Raw genomic sequence first — 18816 nt, forward strand, 5'->3', positions numbered from 1 at the left:
GCCGTCATCGCGACGGCGTACAGCTGCCAGGGCAGGAGTCGAACCTGCGGGGCCTCGGGTCAGAGCCGAGGGTGGGTCGCCGGCGCCCACCTGGCATCGCGCTCGTCCGCGACACCGGGATTGTGTCGTTTCAGAGCGCTATCTCGGCACGGGAAGGAATCCACGGTTGCCACAACAGCGGCATCCCGGCCTCTTCCGGCGTACGCGAGCCCTTCTTCTCGTTGCAGGCGGCATGTGCAGCGACGGCGTTCAGCCATTCGCCGCGTCCACCGCGTGATCGTGGTACGACGTGGTCCATGGTCGACGCGCCGGGCTTACCGCAGTACGCACACAGGTACTTGTCACGTTTCAATACGCCGGCCCGGGTGTACTGCAGCCGGCCGGAGGCGTAGCGCCACTTCATCACGACGTACCGGACCAGACGCAGTACGCGGGGGAGGGGGAACGGTCCGATGCTCGCGCCGTCGTGCGCCTCCTCGACGACGGCGACCTCGCGGACGAGCATCCGGATCGCGTGCGGGATCGACACGACCTGCAGTTGCTCGTACGAGGCGTTCAGGACGATCACACCGCTCATGTGGTTCCTCCTCCCTTCCAGTGTGCCCGACCGGGCCTCGCCAGGTCGGGTGATCCCAATCGATCTCGGTGTCGGTCGTCGCGTGCGGCCCCAGGGACTCGAACCCTGAACCTCCTGGTCCTAAGCCAGGCGCCTCTACCAATTGGGCCAGAGCCGCTTGCGGGGTACTGCGGGGTCCTGCGCTGTACTGCGGGTGTTGCGGCCGGTACTGCGGGTGCTGCCAGGTGTACTGCGGGTGCCCGGCGGGACTCGAACCCGCTTCCTCCGGGGCCACGTCCCGGTGCCTCGACCGCTTCGGCCTCGGACACAGCACGCCCGGCAGGACTTGAACCTGCACCCTCCTGCTTCGTAGGCAGGCGCTCTCTCCCGGTTGAGCCACGGGCGTTCGGTGCCCTGCGCCGGATGTGGTGCGGATTTCCGGCGCAGGGCACGTACGTGGCGCCCGCTCGGCCGGTAGCAAGCATTCCGCGGGCGCCGGGTCCAGCTGGAGGGACTCGAACCCCCGATCTCCGCATCCCAAATGCGGGGCGCCACTCTCGCCAACAGCTGGTAAATAGCATGACTGTGTAATTGTCAATTGTGCGTGCCGGTATCCGTGAATACCGTGAGAATTGCCCGTGGCGGGCAAAAGAAAAGAGCCGCCTGACGGCCGGTTGCCCGACTCAGACGGCTCCTGGAGATCCCTCCATGTGGAGATCAGCCAGGCGGGCCGCCGCTGGTCAGGCTCAGCTCGATGCCGAGCTGGTGGTAGTAGAAGTTGTCTTCGTGCCCGGATCGCACGCACGCCGACAAACACATGGCGTTACGCCGCCATGCAGTCTTCGGGTCGGGCCTGCGGGTCACGATGTCTCCTAGGTCTCTTGGTCCTTGCGGGAATTAGTCTCCGGCATACGTCCAATGAAGTCAACGCATTTCCGATCCCATTTGTTCCCACCCCATTCTTTCCCACCCGTACGACGTACGTCGCCCCGCCGCCGGTTCCCCTTCCCTGCCCGCCGGCCTCCCGCGCATCCCGTCCGACGCTTCCCCACCACGCGCCCCGCCGCCCGGTCCTCGCCCAACCGCAGCGTGACCTGAACCACCCCACCGCCCGGCCCGCGAATCCGATTCGGAATCACCCCCCACCTCCCGCTACACTCTTGCCTCGGTACCACGCCGCCTTAGCTCAGTCGGCAGAGCGTCTCACTCGTAATGAGAAGGTCGTCGGTTCGATTCCGACAGGCGGCTCCACGCGAACCCCCAGGTCAGAGGTCAGTCTCTGAGGCTGGGGGTTCTGTCGTTCCAGCCTCGGTGACCCTGCGCAGGTGAGGCGTGGATTCCCGGGTGGGCGGGAAGGGGGTCTCTGGTGGGCGGGAAGGGTGGGTGGCGACGCTGGGTGTTGTCGGCGTCGGTGGGCGGCGCCGCGGGTTCGAGGTGGTGACAGGCATGGAAGAGCGCGATCAGGTCGAGCGGAACAAGGCCGTGATCAGGCGGTTTGTCGAGGAAGTTCAGAACGGGAAGGACTTCGGTGTCTACGACGAACTCAACGATCCGGAGTTCGTCAACCTCAGCAGTCCGCCGGGTGTCCCGGCGGATCGGGAAGGGGGCAAGGTGTTTCTGCAGGCGTTCGCCCAGGCTTACCCCGACGCGACGTTCACCATCGACGACATGATTGCCGAGGGCGACAAGGTCGTGACCAAGAAGACGATGTCGGGTACCAACGCCGGGGAGTTCGCCGGCGTTCCGGCGACGGGCAGGCGCGTGACGTTCCAGTACGTCGACATCATGCGCGTGCGTGACGGGCGGATCGTCGAGCACTGGAACATCCTCGACCAGTTCAGCTGGCTGAACCAGTTGGGAGTTCTCCCGGCACCTTCCAGCGTGGCGGCCGGGACGCCGGCAGGCTAGGCGGCAGCATCACCGCTTCGCCGGCACAACAGGGCGGTCCCGCGGGAGAGCAAATCAGGGGGACCGGGGCCGCCCGGGCCTGCTAGCTGCTCAACACGCGATCCGCGCCGACCAGGGCCTGGACCAAAGTCTGGCTCGTGGCATCATCGCGGGATGCTGCGACTAACGGACTTCATCATTGATTGCCCGGACGCGATGAAGCTGGCGGCCTTCTACTCTGAGGTGGTGGGGGTCGCGGTCAAGGAGGGCAGTAACGAGAACTGGGCCGGTATCCGGTTCGGCGAGATCGAACTGGCCTTCGTCCCGGTGGAGGACTACCGCGCCCCGCAGTGGCCCGACCCCGAGCACCCCAAGCAGTACCACCTCGACTTCGAAGTCGACGACATCGAGGCCGAAGAGCGCCGCATCCTGGCGCTCGGAGCGACGCTGGCGCGGGACTGCAGCGATCCCGACGGCTACGGTTTCCGCATCTACGCCGACCCCGTCGGCCACCCCTTCTGCCTCTGCCGCAACAAGGGCGTCACCTGGACCGATCAGGGCCCCACCTGGTCCAAGCCCGACCAGTAGGCGGCGAGCGCTAGGAACAGGACCCCAGATCTGCGATCGTTGGTCGGCTTGCGTGTCGGGCTGACCGCTGAATGCTTGCAATGGGGGAGCTGTGAACACTGCGCCGTGGTGGGTTACAACGATGGTGTCCGGGCTGCCCGCCGTAGCAGCTATCACGGCGGCCGTCATCGCGGGTCGATTCGCGAAGCGGGCGCGTGTCGTCGAGATTGAGACGCAACGTCTCCGCGACCTCGAGGCAAGGCTTGCGGACAAGAAGTATGAGGTCTACAGGCCCATGATCGCGATGCTTGGCGAGGCCTTTGTCGCCAGTGGCAAGAAGAATCCTGAGAACGAGTTCAGCGTTGAGAAAGTCAGCGAGTTCGCACTGTGGATCGGCATCTATGGTTCCGACGAGGCGGTGCGGACGTACCGCAACTTCATGCAGTCGGCTTTCCACGATCCTCCCGCCGAGCTCTCGCTTCGTATCTACGCTGACTTCGTCCTGGCTGCCCGCCGTGACATGGGCCTACCGGCGACCGATCTGACGGCGCTCGAGATTCTGGGGACGCGGCTGAACGACCTGTACAAGTCCGCGAAGTACTACGACGCCGCCAGTCTGCCGTTCGACGAGTTGTGCGCTCAGTACAAATGGCAGCAGCCGTGGTTGAGAAAGCGCGAGGACATGGCACAACCAGCTCAAGCGATCGCGGGCGAACCAACTCCAGCAGAGTCCTAGCCGGCTTGTACACCAGCTGATCCGCGACAGGCTCGAAGCTGTGGTTGACATGGTTGTCTGGGCCCGGCACGATCGGGGGACGGCGTTGCCGACGCCCAGCCTCGTGAGGTCCTGCCCCAGCTGGGGTCTCGAGAAGGTGAAGGGGATTCTGCCCTCAAGGCTGCTGCTGTCCAAGCCTGTTTCGTGTGCCGCTTCGCTGGGGGAATGGGGCACGTCGAGGAGGCTTGTCATGACCAAAGAGGGCAGTTTCAAGCGCGCAGTACGTCAGCGGGCACAAGCGACCGGACTGCGGTACACCGAGGCCCGGGCCGCGTTGGAGAAGGGCCGTACGTCGCCGTTCGCGCGTACTCGCCCCGTCGAGTTCGCGGAGCTGAGGGCGCACCTCGAGACGCGATACGGCATTCGCATCACCTCGATCGCACCCATCGACGATGACCCCGAGACGCGTCCGCTCGGATCCTGGATCGGCCACTACCCCTGGACGCTGGTCGTCAAGCGAGAGGACGGCTCGCCCTGGATCGCGCGAGTCTTCTCGTCGGCGGCGGACACCGTCGGCCGCGTCGAGGGCGATGCGGAGATCCTGCGGTTCCTGGCCTTGCACGACTTCCCCGCCGAGCGGCCCGCGCACGACAGTCCCGTATCGGTGCTCGACGGCAGCGGCGTGATCGTGACCGAGTACGTCGAGGGCGGACGGCCGGCCCAGTCGCCGGCGGTGCTTCACGAGCTGGCGAGCCTGCTCGGCCGCCTGCACAAACTGCCCGCCGCCGGCGGTGCGGTCGCCCGAGACGGAGGGGCGGAGGAGCATGACGGCGCCTTCTTCGTGGGACGGCCCAAGCAGGATCTCGCGGCGGCGATGAGCTTCCTGGTGAGCGTCGAGGATGCCGTCGCTCCCGAGGGTCGCGAGATGTTCGAGTGGCTGCGTGACCAGGTCGAGCACGCCGACGACGCGGAGGGCCTGCCCGAGGCGTTCACCCACGGGAACTACCACGCGTGGGCGGCCGTCGGCCGGCCGGGCGACCTCGCCATCGTCGGCTGGGCAGGATCTGGCCGCGGACCACGCCTGCCCGCCCTCGCCTGGCTGCTGACGACCGCAGGGGAGGGCGACCGGGAGGGCATCGACGCGGTCGCGCGCGGGTACCGCGAGCACATCCAGCTCACCGACGAGGAGCTCGACCGGCTGCCCGGCGTACTGGCCATGCGACCGCTGTGGCTGGCGTGCCTGGACTACCGAGAGGCCGTGCGCAACGGGTCCACCCCGAAGATGGACGAGGGATGGATCGGCTGGATCGCGCGCCCCGAGCACGCCCAACGCCTAGCCGCTCAAGCAATCGCGTCATTGCGAGGTTGACTCGCGCGCTGCTCCCGCTCTGCGACACGAGCTCGCGGCCTGTGGCCAACACTGCCGCGAGCTCGGAAGCTGGCTGACGTCGGCGGGTCTGTAGTGGAGGTGTGATGTGGGGCTGTTTGGGAGGCCGCAGGTTGTTCTGTTCTGTCAGGACGTTGAGCGGGCCGGCCGGTTCTATCAGGAGCTTGGGTTTGCGGAGGTGTTTCGTACTCCGGCTGAGGGGCCGCCTATTCATCTGGATCTCGTCCTGGATGGTTACCGCATTGGGTTGGCGACCGAGGAGTCGACGCGTCGTGACCACGGGCTGGATCCGGTTGCGGCGGGGCAGCGGGCTGCGGTCATCCTCTGGACTGCGGACACCCCCGCCGCGTACAAGCGGCTTCAGGAAGTCGGTGCTACGCCCGTCAAGGGGCCGCGGCCGTGGCTCGGTCGGCTCCTCATTGCTTGGGTCGAGGACCCTGCTGGGCACCTGATCCAGGTCGTCCAGACCACCTGACCCGGGGGCGAAAGACAGCAAACCCCAGGTCAGGTGGTTTGGCCGGCTAGCGGGTCTTGTGGGCGGTCCAGGCTTCTACGAAGGGGTCGGGGAGGAACTCTCGGACGTCTTGAGGGCAGCGGCAGGCGGATGCGGTCTTCTTGGCCCATTCGACGGCTTCGGCGCGGGTGGAGGCCTCGACGATGAGGAAGCCGCCGATGTGTTCCTTGCTCTCCGGGTACGGGCCGTCGGTGATGCTCCCGTCGGTGTCGACCACGTCGTACTCCACGTTCAGCGGCAGGCCGCCAGAGAAGACGTACACGCCCGCGTCCATCGTCTCCTGGACCACTGCGCGCGCCGCCTTGGCCACGTCGGGCAGGTCCCCCTCGGGGATGTCCATCGTGCCGTTGTTGAACGAGATCAGGTACCGCGCCATCTCACCACTCCTTGTCCCGACGGCCACCCCGGCCGCCTCTCACCCCTGCAACGAACGCCCCAACCCGAATCCGACAGCCCTGCAGAAGTTTCTCAGCTAGAGCGCTTTCCGGAGCAGGGTGATGGTCGTTTCGTACCGCGTGACGGAGCCGTCGGGCGCGTCGACGTCCCAGGACCCGAGCTCGGTGCCGCTCACGGCGTATCCGAGGCGCTCGTACAGGCGTTGCGGACGTGGGCTCGCGTCGTCCACGCCCAGCTCGGCCATCCGGAGTCCTCGTGCGCGGATCCGGTCCTCAAGTGCGTGGATCAGGATGGTGCCGATACCGCACGACTGGAGCGGCTCGAGAACCGTCAGTTGGTAAAGGGTCGCTCCGCCCGCCGGCTTCGTGTAGTCGACGGCGCCGTACGCCACCGGACGGTCGGACGGCGTACACACCGCGAGATAGTCGACCTCCCCGCGCCGGGCGCGCGCCAGCTCCCCCTCCATCGACACCACCTTGGTGGGCGACTCGCCGAGCGTGGGCAGGTCCTCGACGCGCAGGTCCCGGACCGTCAACCGGAGCACGATGTCGTAGCTGGCCACCTAGCGCACGGTACGGTCGCCCGACCCGCCTCGCCACCGAGTTTAGTTGGCGGGTTGTTCCGGAAGGGGAGTGTCCGGAATGGGTTTTACGGTGGGGTTATGACTGACACTCAGTGGGTGGCGGCTCCTTGGGAGCCGCCGGTGGCGGGGTCTGAGGTTGAGCATCTGGTGGGGGCGCTGGACCGGTTGCGGACGACGTTCCGGTACAAGGTGGACGGGCTCGACGCGGACGGGCTGAACACGCGGATCGGGAAGTCGACGATCACGCTCGGCGGCCTGCTCAAGCATCTCGCGGCGAACGAGGACTACATGTTCTCGATCAAGTTCAAGGGTGAGCCGATGAGCGGGCCGTGGCTCACCAACGGGTGGCGGGACGACAACGACTACGAGTTCGACTCCGCCGTCGACAACACGCCGGAGGAGCTCTACGCGCTCTGGGACGACGCGGTCGCGCGGTCGCGGGCAGTCGTCGCGGCGGCGGTCGCGGACGGTGGGCTGGAGCAGCCGGCGCACATCAGTTGGCCGGACGGGCAGCACGCCAGCCTGCGTCGCCTGCTCTTCGACCTGGTCGAGGAGTACGGCCGCCACACCGGCCATGCCGACCTCATCCGCGAGGCCGTCGACGGCCGCGTCGGCGAGGATCCGCCGCGCGACTGGCAACCGATCGGAGCCAAGACGAGCTGAGCGCGAACCGCCGGGCCGTCTGCTGTCGGCGCGCTGACAGCAGACTCCGACGCCCAGCCCCGGCCGCCGGCCGCCTACTTGATACGTTGCAACGTCCCGTCGGCCGCGATGCCGATCACCGTCGTCGCGCCGTCGACCTTCAGGTTCACGATCAGCCGGGAACCCTGGTACGACGTCGTGTACGAGACCGCCGCGTTCGTCCGCGTCGGCACGATCGCCGACAGGATCGTCGCGTCCTGCCCGTTCCGGCTGAACTTCACCACCGACGCCGGGTTCCGCTGGTCGATCGTCCGGTAGTGCCACCCCTGCACCGGCCCCTGCTGTCCGGTCACCACCGAGATCGGCGCCGTCGCCTGCTGGAACGGGATCTGCAGCAACGTCGTCTTCACCCGGTCGCCGGCCTTCGCCGCCACCGCGCGATCGTTGCCCGAGACAACCACCTTCTGATCCGACGGCAGGTGCCACAACGTTTCATACTGCTGCGACGTCCCCGACCGGCCCCGGTCCAGCACCAGCATCAGATCCGGGTCCTTCAGCACCAGCACGTCCCGCGTCCGCGAGATCCCGGCGCCGAGCGTGTCCGCGAGCTCGTAGTACTCCGACGTCGTACCGATCGACGACCGCACCAAACGCGTCTCCGGGTGGTCGCCCGCCGTCGACGCGACCGTCAGTTCGTTGTGGGCGAACTGGCTCTTCGCCCAGCTCCGCCAGTCGTCAAACTTGTACCCCGAGTGCCCGCCGTCGATCAGGACGTCCCGCCCGTGCGACGTGTACGTGACCGACGTGTGGTCCTCGTGCCCGTGCAGCTTCCGCGCCGGCCCGAAGCGGATGCTGTACGTCGACTCCTGCGTGAACGGCCGCGTCTCGCCCCACCCGGTCCGCCCGAAGATGTACCCGGCGTCGAAGATTCCGACCCGCTGCGTCGGCCGGATCCCGCTCACCCCGAGCGTCCCGGCGTACTCCAGCACCGTCCCCGGGACCGGGAACGTGCGCACGACCTCCGAGTCACCCAACTGCGGCAGGTTCCCGAGCGAGTTCGTCGCCAGCGCCAGCCACTTCGCGAGCTCGCGCCGCCGCGCGCGGATCGTCGTACCGGCATCGACCCCGCACTTCTCGAGCGCGTCGATCACCCGTCCCCAGAGCGCGTAGTTGAACTGTGCGTACGCCGTCGACTGCTCGTTCGTCGAGCCCTGCGTGTCGATCGAGGTCTTGATCGCACCCGTCAGGCGGGTGACCGCGACCTGCTTGAGGTCACTCCGGCCAAGGGTGCAGCCGACGCCGAACAGCGCCAGGCTCTCGTCGGTGCCGTGGTTCCAGTCACCGCTCCAGTTCTTCTGCAGGAACCACGCGTGCTCCTGCAGCGCCTTGTCCAGCCACGCGTACTCCCGCGGCAGTCGCGGCGTCTTCAGGCCCGACATGATTGCCTGACGCAAGCAGATCAGCACATTGGTGCGATGCATCGTCGACTCGTAGGCACCGACGTCGGACTTCCACGAGTACGGGTTGTCGATCACCCAGTCGTGCGCGATCGTGCTGACACGTTTCAAGGCCCGCTGGTCGCCCTGAGCGCCGGCGGTGATTCCCTGGCCGAGCCAGCGCAGCGAGTGCAGCCACATGTACCAGCTCGGGTTCTTGGAAGGATTCAACCGCCAGTTGACGTTCCCCTTGCCGTTGCCGACCTGGTACGCCGGTGTCGTACCCCAGGTGAACTTGTCCTGGTACAGGTTCGCCAACGGGTTGATCGAGTCGATGCCGCTGTATCCGGAGCAGCTATACGTGTTCAGCTTCTTCGGCGCGGGCGGCGGCGTCGGCGGTTCCGGCGTACGGGCGACGGTCGGGTCCGCGGCGGCCTCCGGCTCGGATCCGCCCCACGGGACCACCAGGGCCGTCCCCAGTACGGCGAGGCTCGCGACCGCTGCGATCCCCAGCCGCAAGGGCCTCCATTTCGTGCGCAGATGTCTCGCGGGCATCTTGGTTCTCCCCCCACACGCCGCAGCGTGTCGTTCTGGCATAGACCTGAATTTGGACCGAGGTGTGCCCGGGAGCCGATCAGAAGTGGTGTCCTGAGAGTTCGCCGGACCGGCAGATGTTGCGTCCGGCACCTAACTGCTTCTGCCTAGATAGATGTCCGGGACCGGCAGAAAGTTGTTGCGAGGAATAGGCCCCGGTCCGCCCGCCTGGAAGGGCGGTTCAGCCGCGCTGGATCGCCTGCAGAATCAGGGCGTTCCGGGCGTTCTGGCCGACCGGGACGGTGGTGTGCCGGCCGTCGCGTAGGTAGGCGCTCTCCCGGTTTGACCGGGCGGCGAGGAACTCGGCCCAGTGCACGATCCGCAGGTTCGGATGGTGTTCCTGCGCCTGCGCGAGCTGCAGATTGATCCACTCGCTGTTGCGCTGGTCGGCGACCTGCACGTCGGCCGGCTCGTCGGTGCGGGCGACGTGCACATTCACCCAGTACACGACCCGGTCCGGCCCGGCGATCTGGAGTGCGCGCTCGACCTGAGCGGCAAAGGCGGGCGGATCGAAGATGTCGTTCGTCCCGACGGCCATCACGATCCGGTGCGGCAGGCCGTACGCGCGCGACCAGGACGCCAGTGCGTCCACCGCGGCCGAGGTCGGCTGACCGGCCCAGCTGTACTGCGCGAACGTCGTACCCAGTCGTTGCCCGAGGAGCCGATTGAGAGCGTCCCCGTCCTGGACAGAGATGCTGTCGCCGAAGAGCACGATCCCGTTCGTGGCGATGACGTGGCGGACATGGGCCGCGCTGGTGATCACGCGCTTGTTGTGCTGCCACGAGCCGAGCGCGCCGGACCCGTACTCGCTCGGCGCTGCCGGCGCGGTGGACTTCGCGTTCGCGGTCGGTTCGTCGAGGTGGAGGAGCGCGAACAACGCCGCGGTCAGTACGGCGATGATCACCGCCGACGTCACGCCGCCGCGCAGGCTTGCCCGCTTCATCCGCGATCCCTCCCCAGTGTCACCTCAGTAAACGCGGAAGGCGGCTCAAAGGTTGCCATCGATCAGTTACTGACCCGGCTCGACTGGAGCGCGTCGCTGATCAGCTGGTTGCGGGCGTCGCTGCCGACGTTCTGGCTGGTGTGGACACCGTCGCGCAGGTATTTGGCGGGGCCACCCGGCTGCGCTGTGACGAACTCGGACCAGCGCACGATGCGCAGGTTGGGGTGCCGCATCGCGGCGTCCTCGAGCTGCCGGTTGACCCAGGCGCTGTTGGCGACGTCGGCACCCGGTACGGCGTTCCGCGCGCGAGTGCGGTTCGCGTACACGTCGACCCAGTACACCGTGCGGTCCGGACCCGCGATCTTCATCGCGCGCTCGACCTGCGCCGCGAAGGCGGGCGGATTGAAGATGTCGTTGGTGCCGACCGCCATGACGATGCGCCGCGGCAGACCGTAGCTGCGCGACCACTGTTCGAGGGCGTCGACCGCGGCGGAGGTCGGCTGGCCGGACCAGTCGTGCGAGGCGATCGAGTCGCCGGTCTGGTTGGCCAGCACTCGCTCCAGCGCGTCGTTGTCCTGGACGGCGATGCTGTCGCCGAACATGAACACGCCGTCGAAGGACAGGACGTCGCGGATCTGGTCCTCGCTGGAGATGTGGTGCAACAGGTTCTGCCAGGGACCGAGCGTGCCGGAGCCGTAGGCACCGGGGCCGGCGCTCGGGGCGCTGTACGAGTCCGCGTCGATCGGGGTGATGTCGGCGGCCGAGGAGCGGGGCTCGAGCACGATCAGCAGTCCGCCGACAACCGTCAGTACCAGGATCGTCACGAAGATCGCGACGACCTGCCCGATGGCTGCCTGCCGGACTTGTCTCAAGGCGACGCCTCCACCTTCCCCAGTTGATGTGCCCACCCGAACGGGACGCCTGTACCGGTGTTTCGGTGCATGCCGTAGCACCCCGATCCGCGGCAAACGTCCTTCACTCAGATGACGCGGTGAATCGATGTATCCGTTGCATGCGATCCGGCTCACCTGTCAGATGCCCCCCATCACAGGTTTGTTGCTCACCCTGTCTGTGTCCGCAGCCACAGTCCGGGTTCCCCCTTCACGCTCAGTGCTTGAGCGTGTACCCCTCTCCGGTCAGCCGCGCCCGAAGATCCTTCACCTCGTCCCGTTGAACCTGCCGCTGCCGAGGTTGGTCATCGGCCGCGATCTTCTTCCTCCGCCCCCACCACAGAATCCGCACTCCACCAGCATCCCCGAACCCGGCCCGGACCGATACCTTTTCGCCGCTGCAGAAACTGCAACGTTTCCGGCGGACGTGCCTAGCGGAGGCGGAGGAGCGAGCCGCCGGCGGTGATGCCCACGGAGACTTTGGTGCCGGCGAGGGTCAGGTCGACGACGTAGGTGGTTCCGGACCAGCGAGTCTTGTACTGGACGCCGGCGCCCGGTCGGGACGGGCGCGATGAACGACAGAATCGACGCCGTCTTGCCGGAGCGGGCGAACATCAGGGTCGGTGCGGCCTGGCGGCTGGTGATCCTGGGGTACTACCAGCCCTGGATCGGACTGGTCTGGGCCCGCTTCACCAGGATCGCCCCGGCGGGCAGCGCCTGCCGGTAGGGGAGCTGGAACAGGACCGTGCGGGTACTGTCGCTCTTCCGCTCGGCTGTGGCGGTAGTGCGGGAGTACACAGACGCTGTCTGGTCGGCCGGCAGGTGCCAGAGCGTTTGGAACTGCTGCGCGGTCTTCGCGGAGCCCCGGTCGAGCGTGACGAGCAGGTCCGGGTTCCGCAGTACCAGCACGTCGCGTACGCGGCTGATGCCGGCGCCAGGTACGTCGGAGAACTCGTAGAAGTCAGCCGTCGCGCTCTGCGCCGACCTGGTCAGCTTCGTCGCCGGGTTGAGGTCCGGTGCGAGCGGTGTGGTCATCACGTTGTGCGCGAACGGGCTCTTGGCCCAGGTGCGCCACTGGTCGTTCTGGTACCCGGCGTGTCCGCTGTCGACGAGGATGTCGCGACCACGGGCGGTGTACGTGACGGACATGTGGTCGCTGTGCCCGTGCATGGCGTGCGCTGGGCCGTACCTGATGGCGTACGACGCCTGGCTCGCGAAGGTGGGCGCCCACTCGGAGCGGCCGAAGACGTAGCCGGCGGAGTACACCTTGGCTCGGTCGGTCGGGGGTACGCCGGTCGCTCCGAGGCTGCCGGCGTACTCGAGGGGTGTGTTGGCGACAGGCGTCGTGCGGACTAGCTCTGAGTCACCGATCTGGTGCAGGGTGCCACGGCTGTCGGTGGCGTGGGCCAGCCAGTCGGCGAGGAGCGTACGGCGCGCCGCGATCGTCGTACCGGGGTCGACGCCACAGGCGCGCAGTACGTCGATCGCTCGGCCCCACAGGACGTAGTTGAACTGGGCGTACGCCGTGGACTGCTCGTTGGTGGAGCCCTGCGCGTCGATGGACGTGGTGATGCCGGCCTGGAGCCGGCTGACCGCCAAGCTGAGGTAGTCCGACCTGTCCAGCGTGCAGCCGACGCCGAAGAGCGCGATGCTCTCGTCGGTGCCGTGGTTCCACGCGCCGCTCCAGTTGTTGACCAGGAACTTGGCGTGGTCGAGGAGGGCCATGTCGATCCACTGGTACTGCGGAGGCAGCATGGTCACGTGCAGCCCGGCGAGGATTGCCTGCCGGGTGCAGATGAGGACGTTGGTCCGGTGCATCGTCGACTCCCACGCGCCGACGTTGCCCTTCCAGGAGTAGGGGTTGTCGCGCACCCAGTCGTGGACGATCGTGGTGACGCGGTCCAGGGCAGCAGTGTTGCCCTGGCTCGCAGCAACGATGCCCTGGCCGAGCCAGCGCAGGGAGTGGAACCACATGTACCAGCTGGGGTTGTTGTACGGGTTCAGCTTCCAGTTGATGTTGCCGCTGCCGTTGCCGACCTTGTAGGGCTTGAAACCGCCCCAGGTGTAGATGTCCTGTAGCAGGTTCGCCACTGGGGTTCCGGCGGCCACGTTGCTGAACCCCTGGCACGTGTAGGTCCCGTTGGCCTTCAACGAGGCAGTTGCCTGCAGCGCCTTGGCAGTTGCCGCCGGCATCACAGTGTCGACCCCCTGAGCCCCCGCAGGCTCTGGCAAGTCCGCCGCCACCACGATCCCGGGCCCGGCGGCGGCCGCAGCAGGCGTAACCCCCAGGACCGCCGCCACCAACGCCCCCACCACAACCCACGCACGCACCACAACAACCCCCCGAACGCACCACCAGACTGCTGACAGCCCGCTTGATGGCAACCGACTGAGGAAAGTTGCGGGATGGGTACTGTCACCGCATGCTGAATCCGAAGGCCTACCTGCTCGACTTCGACGGCCCGGTGTGCGACCTGTTCCCGTCCGGGGGTACGACGACCATTGCGGCGGACACGCGGGCGCCACTGCTTTCAGCGGGCGTCGAGCTGCCGGAGGAGCTGACGGAGAGCGTGCAGCACCTCCGCGTGCTCAGGTACGCGGGGCAGCATGCGGCTCCCGCCGTACTCGAAGCAGTCGAGCAGGCCGCTATCGCGGGCGAGATCGAAGCCGCGCGTCACGCGCCGATTACGCCTGGTGTGCGGGAGTTTCTGGAGGGGTGCGCCGCGGCCGGAAAGCCGGTAGTGGTCGTCAGCAACAACGCGGCGGTGGCGATCGACGGGTTTCTCGAGCGGGAGGAGCTGGCTCATCTCGTCGTGGCGGTGCTCGGGCGGCCGTACGCGCGTCCTGAGTTGATGAAGCCGGATCCGTACCGGGCAATCGAAGCGTTCCGGCTGCTCGGGTACGGCGCGGAGGACTGTTGCATGGTGGGGGATGAGCCCACCGATACGCTGTTTGCGCGGGCGGCGGGCGTCCCGTCTATCGCTTATGCCAAGTCGCCGCAGCACGAAGAGCGGCTGCGGGAGGTGCGTCCGGACGTGGTTGTGCGGTCGATGGTGGGGTTGGTCTAGCCGGCGCGTTCGGCTTCGCTGCGTTCTACGCAGAACTCGTTGCCTTCGGGGTCCTTCATGGTGACCCAGCCGCGGCCGTCGGGCTGGCGGTGGTCCTCGTGGATGGTGGCGCCGAGCTCTGCGAGACGATCCACCTCGGCGTCGCGGGTGCGTTCGGTGGGGACCCAGTCGATGTGGACCCGGTTCTTCACCGACTTCGATTCCGGGACGGCGATGAAGAGCAGGCCGGGGACCGGCGCGGGTGCTTCGACGAGGACCTCCTGGTCGCCCGGTTCGTCCTCCGCGCCGAGCGGCCAGCCGGTCACGGTACTCCAGAACTGGGCGAGCTCGTACGGGTTGGCCGCGTCGATCGTGATGTGTCGCAGGATCATGCCGAGACCTTAACCGGACGGTCGATCGCCAGGGGTCGAAAACTGTCGGCAGGCGGGTCTACTGTGCCGGAAAGAGTGCTGGACCACAGGGTCCGGCCAGTTGGGGGAAGGAATCCAAGATGGCGTCCCGGCTCAATCCGTACATCCACTTCAACGGCGATGCGCGCGCGGCGATGGAGTTCTACCAGGGCGTCTTCGGGGGCGAGCTCGCGACGAACACCTTCGGGGAGTTCGGCGCCAGCCACGGCCCGGATGACGACGACAAGATCATGCACAGTCAGCTCGAGACCCCGAGCGGTTACACCCTGATGGCGTCCGACACCCCGACGGGCATGGACTACAACCCGGGCGAGAGCATCACGATCAGCCTCAGCGGTGACGACGCCGAGCTGCGCGACGTCTACGAGAAGCTGTCCGACGGCGGCAAGGTGACGATGCCGATGGAGAAGCAGCAGTGGGGCGACGAGTTCGGCATGGTGACCGACAAGTTCGGCATCAACTGGATGGTCAACATCTCAGCCGGCTGACCAAGCCCCACTCCCACCTGGCGTCCTGCTCACGGGCCGCCAGGTGGGCGCCGGGTCCGGTGGTGGTCGGACGGGTGACGTCGACGACGTACCCGTCTTCCCGCACGTCTGCCCGGACACGAGCCACCCGGCGTACCCCCGGTGACGCGGCGGCTCGCCGCCCGGCGTACCACTGATCGCGGTTCAACCGTCGCGGGTACGGCGCCACCGACACCCATGCGTCACGCATGCGCCGGTGGCGGACGATCTCGTGGCCGTCGCGGACCGGCCTGGCGTCGCGCGCTTGCCGTACTCGGCAGGTCGATCGGCGAGCCGTTTACGCTGGCATGCGCAGCCTTCCCCCGAGATCGAGTCACCGCGGGCGTCCCGCAGCCCGGCGGGTTGCCCGCGCTCCGGCACGGCTCAGCACCGCCGCCTCGCTGAGCCTGCCTGATCTGTCTCCGCCGATGCGGACGCATCGAGCTGTAGCGGAGCGGTGGCCTGTTGTTCGCTTGCTGTCGGCGATGTGAATGGTCCGGGGGCGGAGGACGTGTCTCGCGCTGGGGCGGCATGGTCGCGGCGCTGGAAATTCGGTGGGGGCGGCTGAGGGGCGGGGCTAGCCTCGGGGGCATGGGACTCAATGATCTGCTGTACGACCCTATTCGGCACAACAACTGGGCGACGCGGAGTCTGATCGGCTTCTGTCGGCAGCAGGACCTCACCGCCGAGCAGTTGCAGGCGACCGGTGTCGGGACGTTCGGGACGATCATCGAGACGCTCGACCACATCGTCCGGTGCGACGGCAGCTACCTGCGCCGGATCGCGGACAGCCCGCTCGACTACGTGGACGCCGACGCCGCCGAGGACTTCGACACCCTCGAACGTTGGAACGACGAGGCCGGCGAGCTCTGGGAGAAGTTCCTCGCCGCGCCGATCGACGTCGAGCGGGTGATGATCGTCGACAACAACACCCGTGGTACCCGGGTCGGCATCTTCATCGCCCAGGCGATCAACCACGCCAATCACCACCGCGAGCAGGTCTGCGCCATCCTCACCGGCTTCGGCATCGAGCCCCCGGACATCCAGGCCTGGGAGTACGCCTGGGAGTCCGAGCGCATCTGGGACCTGCCGGACCAGCCCGCCAGCTGAGAGCTCGCGGGCCGGCCCGGCTGTCGTCCGGCGCGGGGACCCTCAGCTGCTGGCCGCCCCGGCGAGTACCTCGGTGGCGAAGCCGGGGTGGTAGCTGCCGCCCAGCTGGTTGAAGGTGACGGCCAGTCGGTTGGTGGCGTTGATCATCGCGATCATGGTCACCAACGCGATCAACTGGTCCTCGCTGAAGTGCTTGGCGGCCTCGGCCCAAGTTTCGTCCGAGACGCCGGGGGACGCGTCGGCGAGGCGGGTCGCTTCCTCGGTGAGGGCGAGGGCCGCACGCTCCGGTTCGGTGAAGACGGTGGTGTGCCGCCAACCGGCGACCAGGTTGAGCCGCTTGGTCGTCTCACCGGCCTCCGCCGCCTCGGTGCTGTGGATGTCGATGCAGTGACCGCACCCGTTGATCTGGCTGCCGCGGAGCATCACCAGGTTCTGAATGGACTCGGGCAGGGACGACTGCTGCAGCACGCCGTGGACGGCGAACAGCCGCTTCGCCACCTTCACGCCGAACTGGTTGTTCATCAGGTCGATCCGGGGTTCCATCACTACCTCATTCGGTGAGATCTCTTGGACGACCACGAGATGCCGCCGGCCGGTCCGCTGTGACGGCCTCCGCGACGTGACGAGCGCCATACCGGAGCCGATGTCACAGGACGGCGCGGACCGGCATCTGGTGGGTGAGAGACTCATGTGGATGAAGGAGCAGCCAATGAACGGGACGGATCGCGCCACCGCCGAATTCGTTGCCCATCGCAACCTGTTGTTCACGGTCGCGTACGAGCTGCTCGGCTCGGCCGCGGACGCCGAGGACGTCCTGCAGGAGACGTGGCTGCGCTGGGTCGGCGTCGATCTCGATACCGTCAACGACCACCGTGCGTACCTCGTCCGCATCGCGAGCCGGCAAGCCCTCCAGCGACTCCGCAGCCTCGGCCGCCGCAAGGAGTCGTACGTCGGCCCGTGGCTACCCGAACCGCTGCTCACCGCGCCGGACGTCGCCGAGGACGTTGAGCTCGCCGAGAGCGTCTCGATGGCGATGCTTCTCGTCCTGGAAACTCTCAAACCGACCGAGCGCGCCGTCTTCGTACTGCGTGACGTCTTCGGCCTCGAGTACGACGAGATCGCGGCCGCCGTCGACAAGAAGCCGGATGCTGTCCGCCAGATCGCCCACCGCGCCCGCTCCCACGTAGCAGCCCGCCGCCCGCGCGGAGCCGTCTCAGCCGACCAAACCCGGGACGCCCTTCACGCCTTCCAGCACGCGGTCAACACCGGCGACCTCCAAGGCCTCGTCGACATCCTCGCTCCCGACGTCGTCTTCCTGGGCGACGGCGGCGGCGTCGTCCAGGCCGTCCCCCGCCCAGTAGTAGGCGCCGACAAGGTAGCCCGCCTCCTGGCCGCCGCGGTCTCCCGCATCGCCGAAAACTTCTCCCTCGAACTGACCCACATCAACGGCCAACCCGCCCTGATCCTGCGCTCCGGCGGCGAAATAGACACCGTCACCGCCCTCCACGTCCAGAACAACCAAATCACCGGCCTCTACGCCGTCCGAAACCCCGCCAAGCTCTCCCACCTCCAGCAGACAGTCCCGCTCACCCGCTAGCTCCAGGCAGTTCCATCGACTCCGGGACTGGCGTCAGAGCGGTGTTGCTGTTGAACCAGGACTTGAGGTTGGCGGCTACCAGGGCGGCCATGGCGTTGCGGGTGGGGGTGGTGGCGGAGCCTACGTGGGGGAGGAGGACGGTGTTGGGGAGGGTGAGGAGGTCGGGGTGAGGGGTCGGTTCGTGTTCGAAGACGTCCAGGCCGGCCGAGAGAATGGTGTTGGTTCGGAGGGCGTCGACGAGGGCTTGTTCGTCGACTATTGAGCCTCTGGCGACGTTGATGAGGATGCCGGTTGGGCCCAGGGCCTTCAGGACCTCGGCGTCGACCAGGTGGCGGGTGGAATCGCCGCCGGGGATGACGATCATCAGGATGTCTACGGCGTGGGCCAGGTCGACCAGGGACGGGTAGTAGGGGTACGGGACGTCCTTCTCGTGCCGGTTGTGGTAGGCGATGGAGATGCCGAAGGGGGCGGCGCGGTCGGCGATGGCCTGGCCGATGCGGCCCAGGCCGAGGATGCCCATCCGGCGGCCGGACAGGGTGACGGGAGTCAGCGGATACGCGCCGGTCTGCCACTTGCCGTCGCGGAGGTAGCGCTCGGCCTGGGGGAGCTCGCGAGCCGTCATCAGCAGCAGGCCCATGGCGGTGTCGGCGACCTCGGCGTCCAGGACGCCAGGGGTGTTCGTGACCACGACGCCGCGCTCAGCGGCGGCCGCGGCGTCGATGCGGTCGTAGCCGACGCCGAAGCTCGCCACGATCCGCACGGCCGGTAATCGGTCCAGGAACGCGCCGTCGATCAAGCCGCCGCCGGCGGCGACGGCAACGATCTCGTCGCGTCTGGCATCCAGGACGGCGTCCGGATCGTCGAGCTCCCACAGCTTGATCAGCTCGCACACTCCGTCCAGATCGTCCGCGACCGCCGGGTTCATCGGCTTCGGCATCAGCACCACTGGTAGGTCCATGCCTTCATCCTTGTCGACGATCACGGACCGGACCAGGAACCCAACCAGCATTTCTCA

The 18816-nt window shown here is 67.4% G+C and carries 22 protein-coding genes and 6 tRNA genes; 11 read left to right on the forward strand and 17 right to left on the reverse strand.

All coding sequences use genetic code 11. The annotated features are described in order from the left end of the window. Positions 1–23: 23 nt before the first annotated feature. The 7 genes from AB0E69_RS01130 to AB0E69_RS01160 all read right to left on the reverse strand — a co-directional run bounded on the left by AB0E69_RS01130 (position 24) and on the right by AB0E69_RS01160 (position 1420). A tRNA-Gln gene (locus AB0E69_RS01130) sits at positions 24–96 on the reverse strand. 34 nt (positions 97–130) lie between these two features. Continuing rightward, positions 131–577 (reverse strand): HNH endonuclease, encoded by a 447-nt coding sequence (locus AB0E69_RS01135; RefSeq protein ID WP_360137544.1) that lies wholly within the window; start codon positions 575–577, stop codon positions 131–133. Positions 578–660: 83 nt separating this feature from the next. Beyond that, positions 661–734, reverse strand: a tRNA-Leu gene (locus tag AB0E69_RS01140). Between the two features lie 77 nt (positions 735–811). Further along, positions 812–885, reverse strand: a tRNA-His gene (locus AB0E69_RS01145). 2 nt (positions 886–887) lie between these two features. After that, positions 888–962, reverse strand: a tRNA-Arg gene (locus tag AB0E69_RS01150). 94 nt (positions 963–1056) lie between these two features. Continuing rightward, a tRNA-Pro gene (locus AB0E69_RS01155) sits at positions 1057–1127 on the reverse strand. Between the two features lie 146 nt (positions 1128–1273). Next, positions 1274–1420, reverse strand: a complete 147-nt coding sequence (locus tag AB0E69_RS01160) for a hypothetical protein (protein ID WP_360137547.1) — start codon at positions 1418–1420, stop codon at positions 1274–1276. 311 nt (positions 1421–1731) lie between these two features. On the opposite strand from AB0E69_RS01160, the gene AB0E69_RS01165 reads away from it, so the two are divergent. The 6 genes from AB0E69_RS01165 (at position 1732) to AB0E69_RS01190 (ending at position 5587) form a co-directional block, all read left to right on the forward strand. Further along, positions 1732–1807: transfer RNA gene (locus tag AB0E69_RS01165), tRNA-Thr, on the forward strand. Positions 1808–1939: 132 nt separating this feature from the next. Beyond that, a complete protein-coding gene (locus AB0E69_RS01170; RefSeq protein ID WP_360137550.1) occupies positions 1940–2464 on the forward strand; it encodes an ester cyclase in 525 nt (174 codons plus the stop codon). Between the two features lie 153 nt (positions 2465–2617). Beyond that, on the forward strand, positions 2618–3031 hold the full coding sequence (locus AB0E69_RS01175; RefSeq protein WP_360137553.1) for a VOC family protein: 414 nt from the start codon (positions 2618–2620) through the stop codon (positions 3029–3031). 91 nt (positions 3032–3122) lie between these two features. Further along, a complete protein-coding gene (locus tag AB0E69_RS01180) occupies positions 3123–3746 on the forward strand; it encodes a hypothetical protein (RefSeq protein ID WP_360137556.1) in 624 nt (207 codons plus the stop codon). A 229-nt stretch (positions 3747–3975) separates the two neighbouring features. Further along, positions 3976–5094, forward strand: coding sequence for a phosphotransferase (locus AB0E69_RS01185; RefSeq protein WP_360137559.1), 1119 nt, complete (start codon positions 3976–3978; stop codon positions 5092–5094). 106 nt (positions 5095–5200) lie between these two features. Further along, positions 5201–5587 (forward strand): VOC family protein, encoded by a 387-nt coding sequence (locus AB0E69_RS01190; protein ID WP_360137562.1) that lies wholly within the window; start codon positions 5201–5203, stop codon positions 5585–5587. 46 nt (positions 5588–5633) lie between these two features. Here AB0E69_RS01190 and AB0E69_RS01195 read toward each other — a convergent pair whose 3' ends face one another. After that, the gene (locus tag AB0E69_RS01195) at positions 5634–6002 is read right to left on the reverse strand and encodes a YciI family protein (RefSeq protein WP_360137565.1); all 369 of its coding nucleotides are present in this window, start codon (positions 6000–6002) and stop codon (positions 5634–5636) included. A 96-nt stretch (positions 6003–6098) separates the two neighbouring features. Next, a complete protein-coding gene (locus tag AB0E69_RS01200) occupies positions 6099–6584 on the reverse strand; it encodes a GNAT family N-acetyltransferase (RefSeq protein WP_360137568.1) in 486 nt (161 codons plus the stop codon). Positions 6585–6683: 99 nt separating this feature from the next. On the opposite strand from AB0E69_RS01200, the gene AB0E69_RS01205 reads away from it, so the two are divergent. After that, positions 6684–7268 (forward strand): DUF664 domain-containing protein, encoded by a 585-nt coding sequence (locus AB0E69_RS01205; protein ID WP_360137571.1) that lies wholly within the window; start codon positions 6684–6686, stop codon positions 7266–7268. Positions 7269–7342: 74 nt separating this feature from the next. Here the strand turns inward: AB0E69_RS01205 and AB0E69_RS01210 are convergent, their stop codons facing one another. The 4 genes from AB0E69_RS01210 to AB0E69_RS01225 all read right to left on the reverse strand — a co-directional run bounded on the left by AB0E69_RS01210 (position 7343) and on the right by AB0E69_RS01225 (position 13441). Further along, on the reverse strand, positions 7343–9238 hold the full coding sequence (locus AB0E69_RS01210; RefSeq protein WP_360137574.1) for a heparinase II/III family protein: 1896 nt from the start codon (positions 9236–9238) through the stop codon (positions 7343–7345). Between the two features lie 220 nt (positions 9239–9458). Beyond that, a complete protein-coding gene (locus AB0E69_RS01215) occupies positions 9459–10220 on the reverse strand; it encodes a hypothetical protein (protein ID WP_360137577.1) in 762 nt (253 codons plus the stop codon). Positions 10221–10282: 62 nt separating this feature from the next. Further along, positions 10283–11092 carry a hypothetical protein gene (locus tag AB0E69_RS01220; protein ID WP_360137580.1) on the reverse strand — a complete coding sequence of 270 codons (810 nt, stop codon included), beginning with the start codon at positions 11090–11092 and terminating at the stop codon, positions 10283–10285. 672 nt (positions 11093–11764) lie between these two features. Beyond that, positions 11765–13441, reverse strand: coding sequence for a heparinase II/III family protein (locus AB0E69_RS01225; RefSeq protein ID WP_360137583.1), 1677 nt, complete (start codon positions 13439–13441; stop codon positions 11765–11767). Between the two features lie 92 nt (positions 13442–13533). Here AB0E69_RS01225 and AB0E69_RS01230 point away from each other — a divergent pair, with 92 nt between their 5' ends. Further along, entirely contained in the window at positions 13534–14178 is a 645-nt protein-coding gene (locus tag AB0E69_RS01230; protein ID WP_360137586.1) for an HAD family hydrolase, read from the forward strand. On the opposite strand, the gene AB0E69_RS01235 is transcribed toward AB0E69_RS01230, so the two are convergent. Beyond that, entirely contained in the window at positions 14175–14549 is a 375-nt protein-coding gene (locus AB0E69_RS01235) for a VOC family protein (protein WP_360137589.1), read from the reverse strand. The two genes, AB0E69_RS01230 and AB0E69_RS01235, sit on opposite strands and share 4 nt — an antisense overlap. Before the next feature lie 119 nt (positions 14550–14668). Between AB0E69_RS01235 and AB0E69_RS01240 the strand changes: the two genes are divergently transcribed. Further along, positions 14669–15076, forward strand: coding sequence for a VOC family protein (locus tag AB0E69_RS01240; RefSeq protein WP_360137592.1), 408 nt, complete (start codon positions 14669–14671; stop codon positions 15074–15076). On the opposite strand, the gene AB0E69_RS01245 is transcribed toward AB0E69_RS01240, so the two are convergent. After that, complete coding sequence (locus AB0E69_RS01245; RefSeq protein WP_360137595.1) at positions 15057–15305, reverse strand: hypothetical protein; 249 nt, start codon at positions 15303–15305, stop codon at positions 15057–15059. The two genes, AB0E69_RS01240 and AB0E69_RS01245, sit on opposite strands and share 20 nt — an antisense overlap. 380 nt (positions 15306–15685) lie before the next feature. On the opposite strand from AB0E69_RS01245, the gene AB0E69_RS01250 reads away from it, so the two are divergent. Next, entirely contained in the window at positions 15686–16204 is a 519-nt protein-coding gene (locus AB0E69_RS01250) for a DinB family protein (protein WP_360137598.1), read from the forward strand. 42 nt (positions 16205–16246) lie between these two features. On the opposite strand, the gene AB0E69_RS01255 is transcribed toward AB0E69_RS01250, so the two are convergent. Beyond that, on the reverse strand, positions 16247–16747 hold the full coding sequence (locus AB0E69_RS01255; RefSeq protein WP_360137601.1) for a carboxymuconolactone decarboxylase family protein: 501 nt from the start codon (positions 16745–16747) through the stop codon (positions 16247–16249). Positions 16748–16898: 151 nt separating this feature from the next. Between AB0E69_RS01255 and AB0E69_RS01260 the strand changes: the two genes are divergently transcribed. Continuing rightward, a complete protein-coding gene (locus tag AB0E69_RS01260; protein ID WP_360137604.1) occupies positions 16899–17801 on the forward strand; it encodes an RNA polymerase sigma-70 factor in 903 nt (300 codons plus the stop codon). Here the strand turns inward: AB0E69_RS01260 and AB0E69_RS01265 are convergent. After that, complete coding sequence (locus AB0E69_RS01265) at positions 17791–18759, reverse strand: 2-hydroxyacid dehydrogenase (protein WP_360137607.1); 969 nt, start codon at positions 18757–18759, stop codon at positions 17791–17793. The two genes, AB0E69_RS01260 and AB0E69_RS01265, sit on opposite strands and share 11 nt — an antisense overlap. Positions 18760–18816 lie beyond the last annotated feature (57 nt).

Origin of the sequence: Kribbella sp. NPDC026611 (assembly GCF_040638345.1) — a bacterium.
Taxonomy (GTDB): domain Bacteria; phylum Actinomycetota; class Actinomycetes; order Propionibacteriales; family Kribbellaceae; genus Kribbella.

Coding starts and splice junctions, on each gene's coding strand:
- AB0E69_RS01255 (WP_360137601.1), bottom strand. CDS start 16,747: ATGGAACCCCGGATCGACCTGATGAACAACCAGTTCGGCGTGAAGGTG.
- AB0E69_RS01265 (WP_360137607.1), bottom strand. CDS start 18,759: ATGGACCTACCAGTGGTGCTGATGCCGAAGCCGATGAACCCGGCGGTC.
- AB0E69_RS01230 (WP_360137586.1), top strand. CDS start 13,534: ATGCTGAATCCGAAGGCCTACCTGCTCGACTTCGACGGCCCGGTGTGC.
- AB0E69_RS01215 (WP_360137577.1), bottom strand. CDS start 10,220: ATGAAGCGGGCAAGCCTGCGCGGCGGCGTGACGTCGGCGGTGATCATC.
- AB0E69_RS01205 (WP_360137571.1), top strand. CDS start 6,684: ATGACTGACACTCAGTGGGTGGCGGCTCCTTGGGAGCCGCCGGTGGCG.
- AB0E69_RS01210 (WP_360137574.1), bottom strand. CDS start 9,238: ATGCCCGCGAGACATCTGCGCACGAAATGGAGGCCCTTGCGGCTGGGG.
- AB0E69_RS01235 (WP_360137589.1), bottom strand. CDS start 14,549: ATGATCCTGCGACACATCACGATCGACGCGGCCAACCCGTACGAGCTC.
- AB0E69_RS01240 (WP_360137592.1), top strand. CDS start 14,669: ATGGCGTCCCGGCTCAATCCGTACATCCACTTCAACGGCGATGCGCGC.
- AB0E69_RS01250 (WP_360137598.1), top strand. CDS start 15,686: ATGGGACTCAATGATCTGCTGTACGACCCTATTCGGCACAACAACTGG.
- AB0E69_RS01195 (WP_360137565.1), bottom strand. CDS start 6,002: ATGGCGCGGTACCTGATCTCGTTCAACAACGGCACGATGGACATCCCC.
- AB0E69_RS01260 (WP_360137604.1), top strand. CDS start 16,899: ATGAAGGAGCAGCCAATGAACGGGACGGATCGCGCCACCGCCGAATTC.
- AB0E69_RS01245 (WP_360137595.1), bottom strand. CDS start 15,305: ATGCGTGACGCATGGGTGTCGGTGGCGCCGTACCCGCGACGGTTGAAC.
- AB0E69_RS01175 (WP_360137553.1), top strand. CDS start 2,618: ATGCTGCGACTAACGGACTTCATCATTGATTGCCCGGACGCGATGAAG.
- AB0E69_RS01135 (WP_360137544.1), bottom strand. CDS start 577: ATGAGCGGTGTGATCGTCCTGAACGCCTCGTACGAGCAACTGCAGGTC.
- AB0E69_RS01185 (WP_360137559.1), top strand. CDS start 3,976: ATGACCAAAGAGGGCAGTTTCAAGCGCGCAGTACGTCAGCGGGCACAA.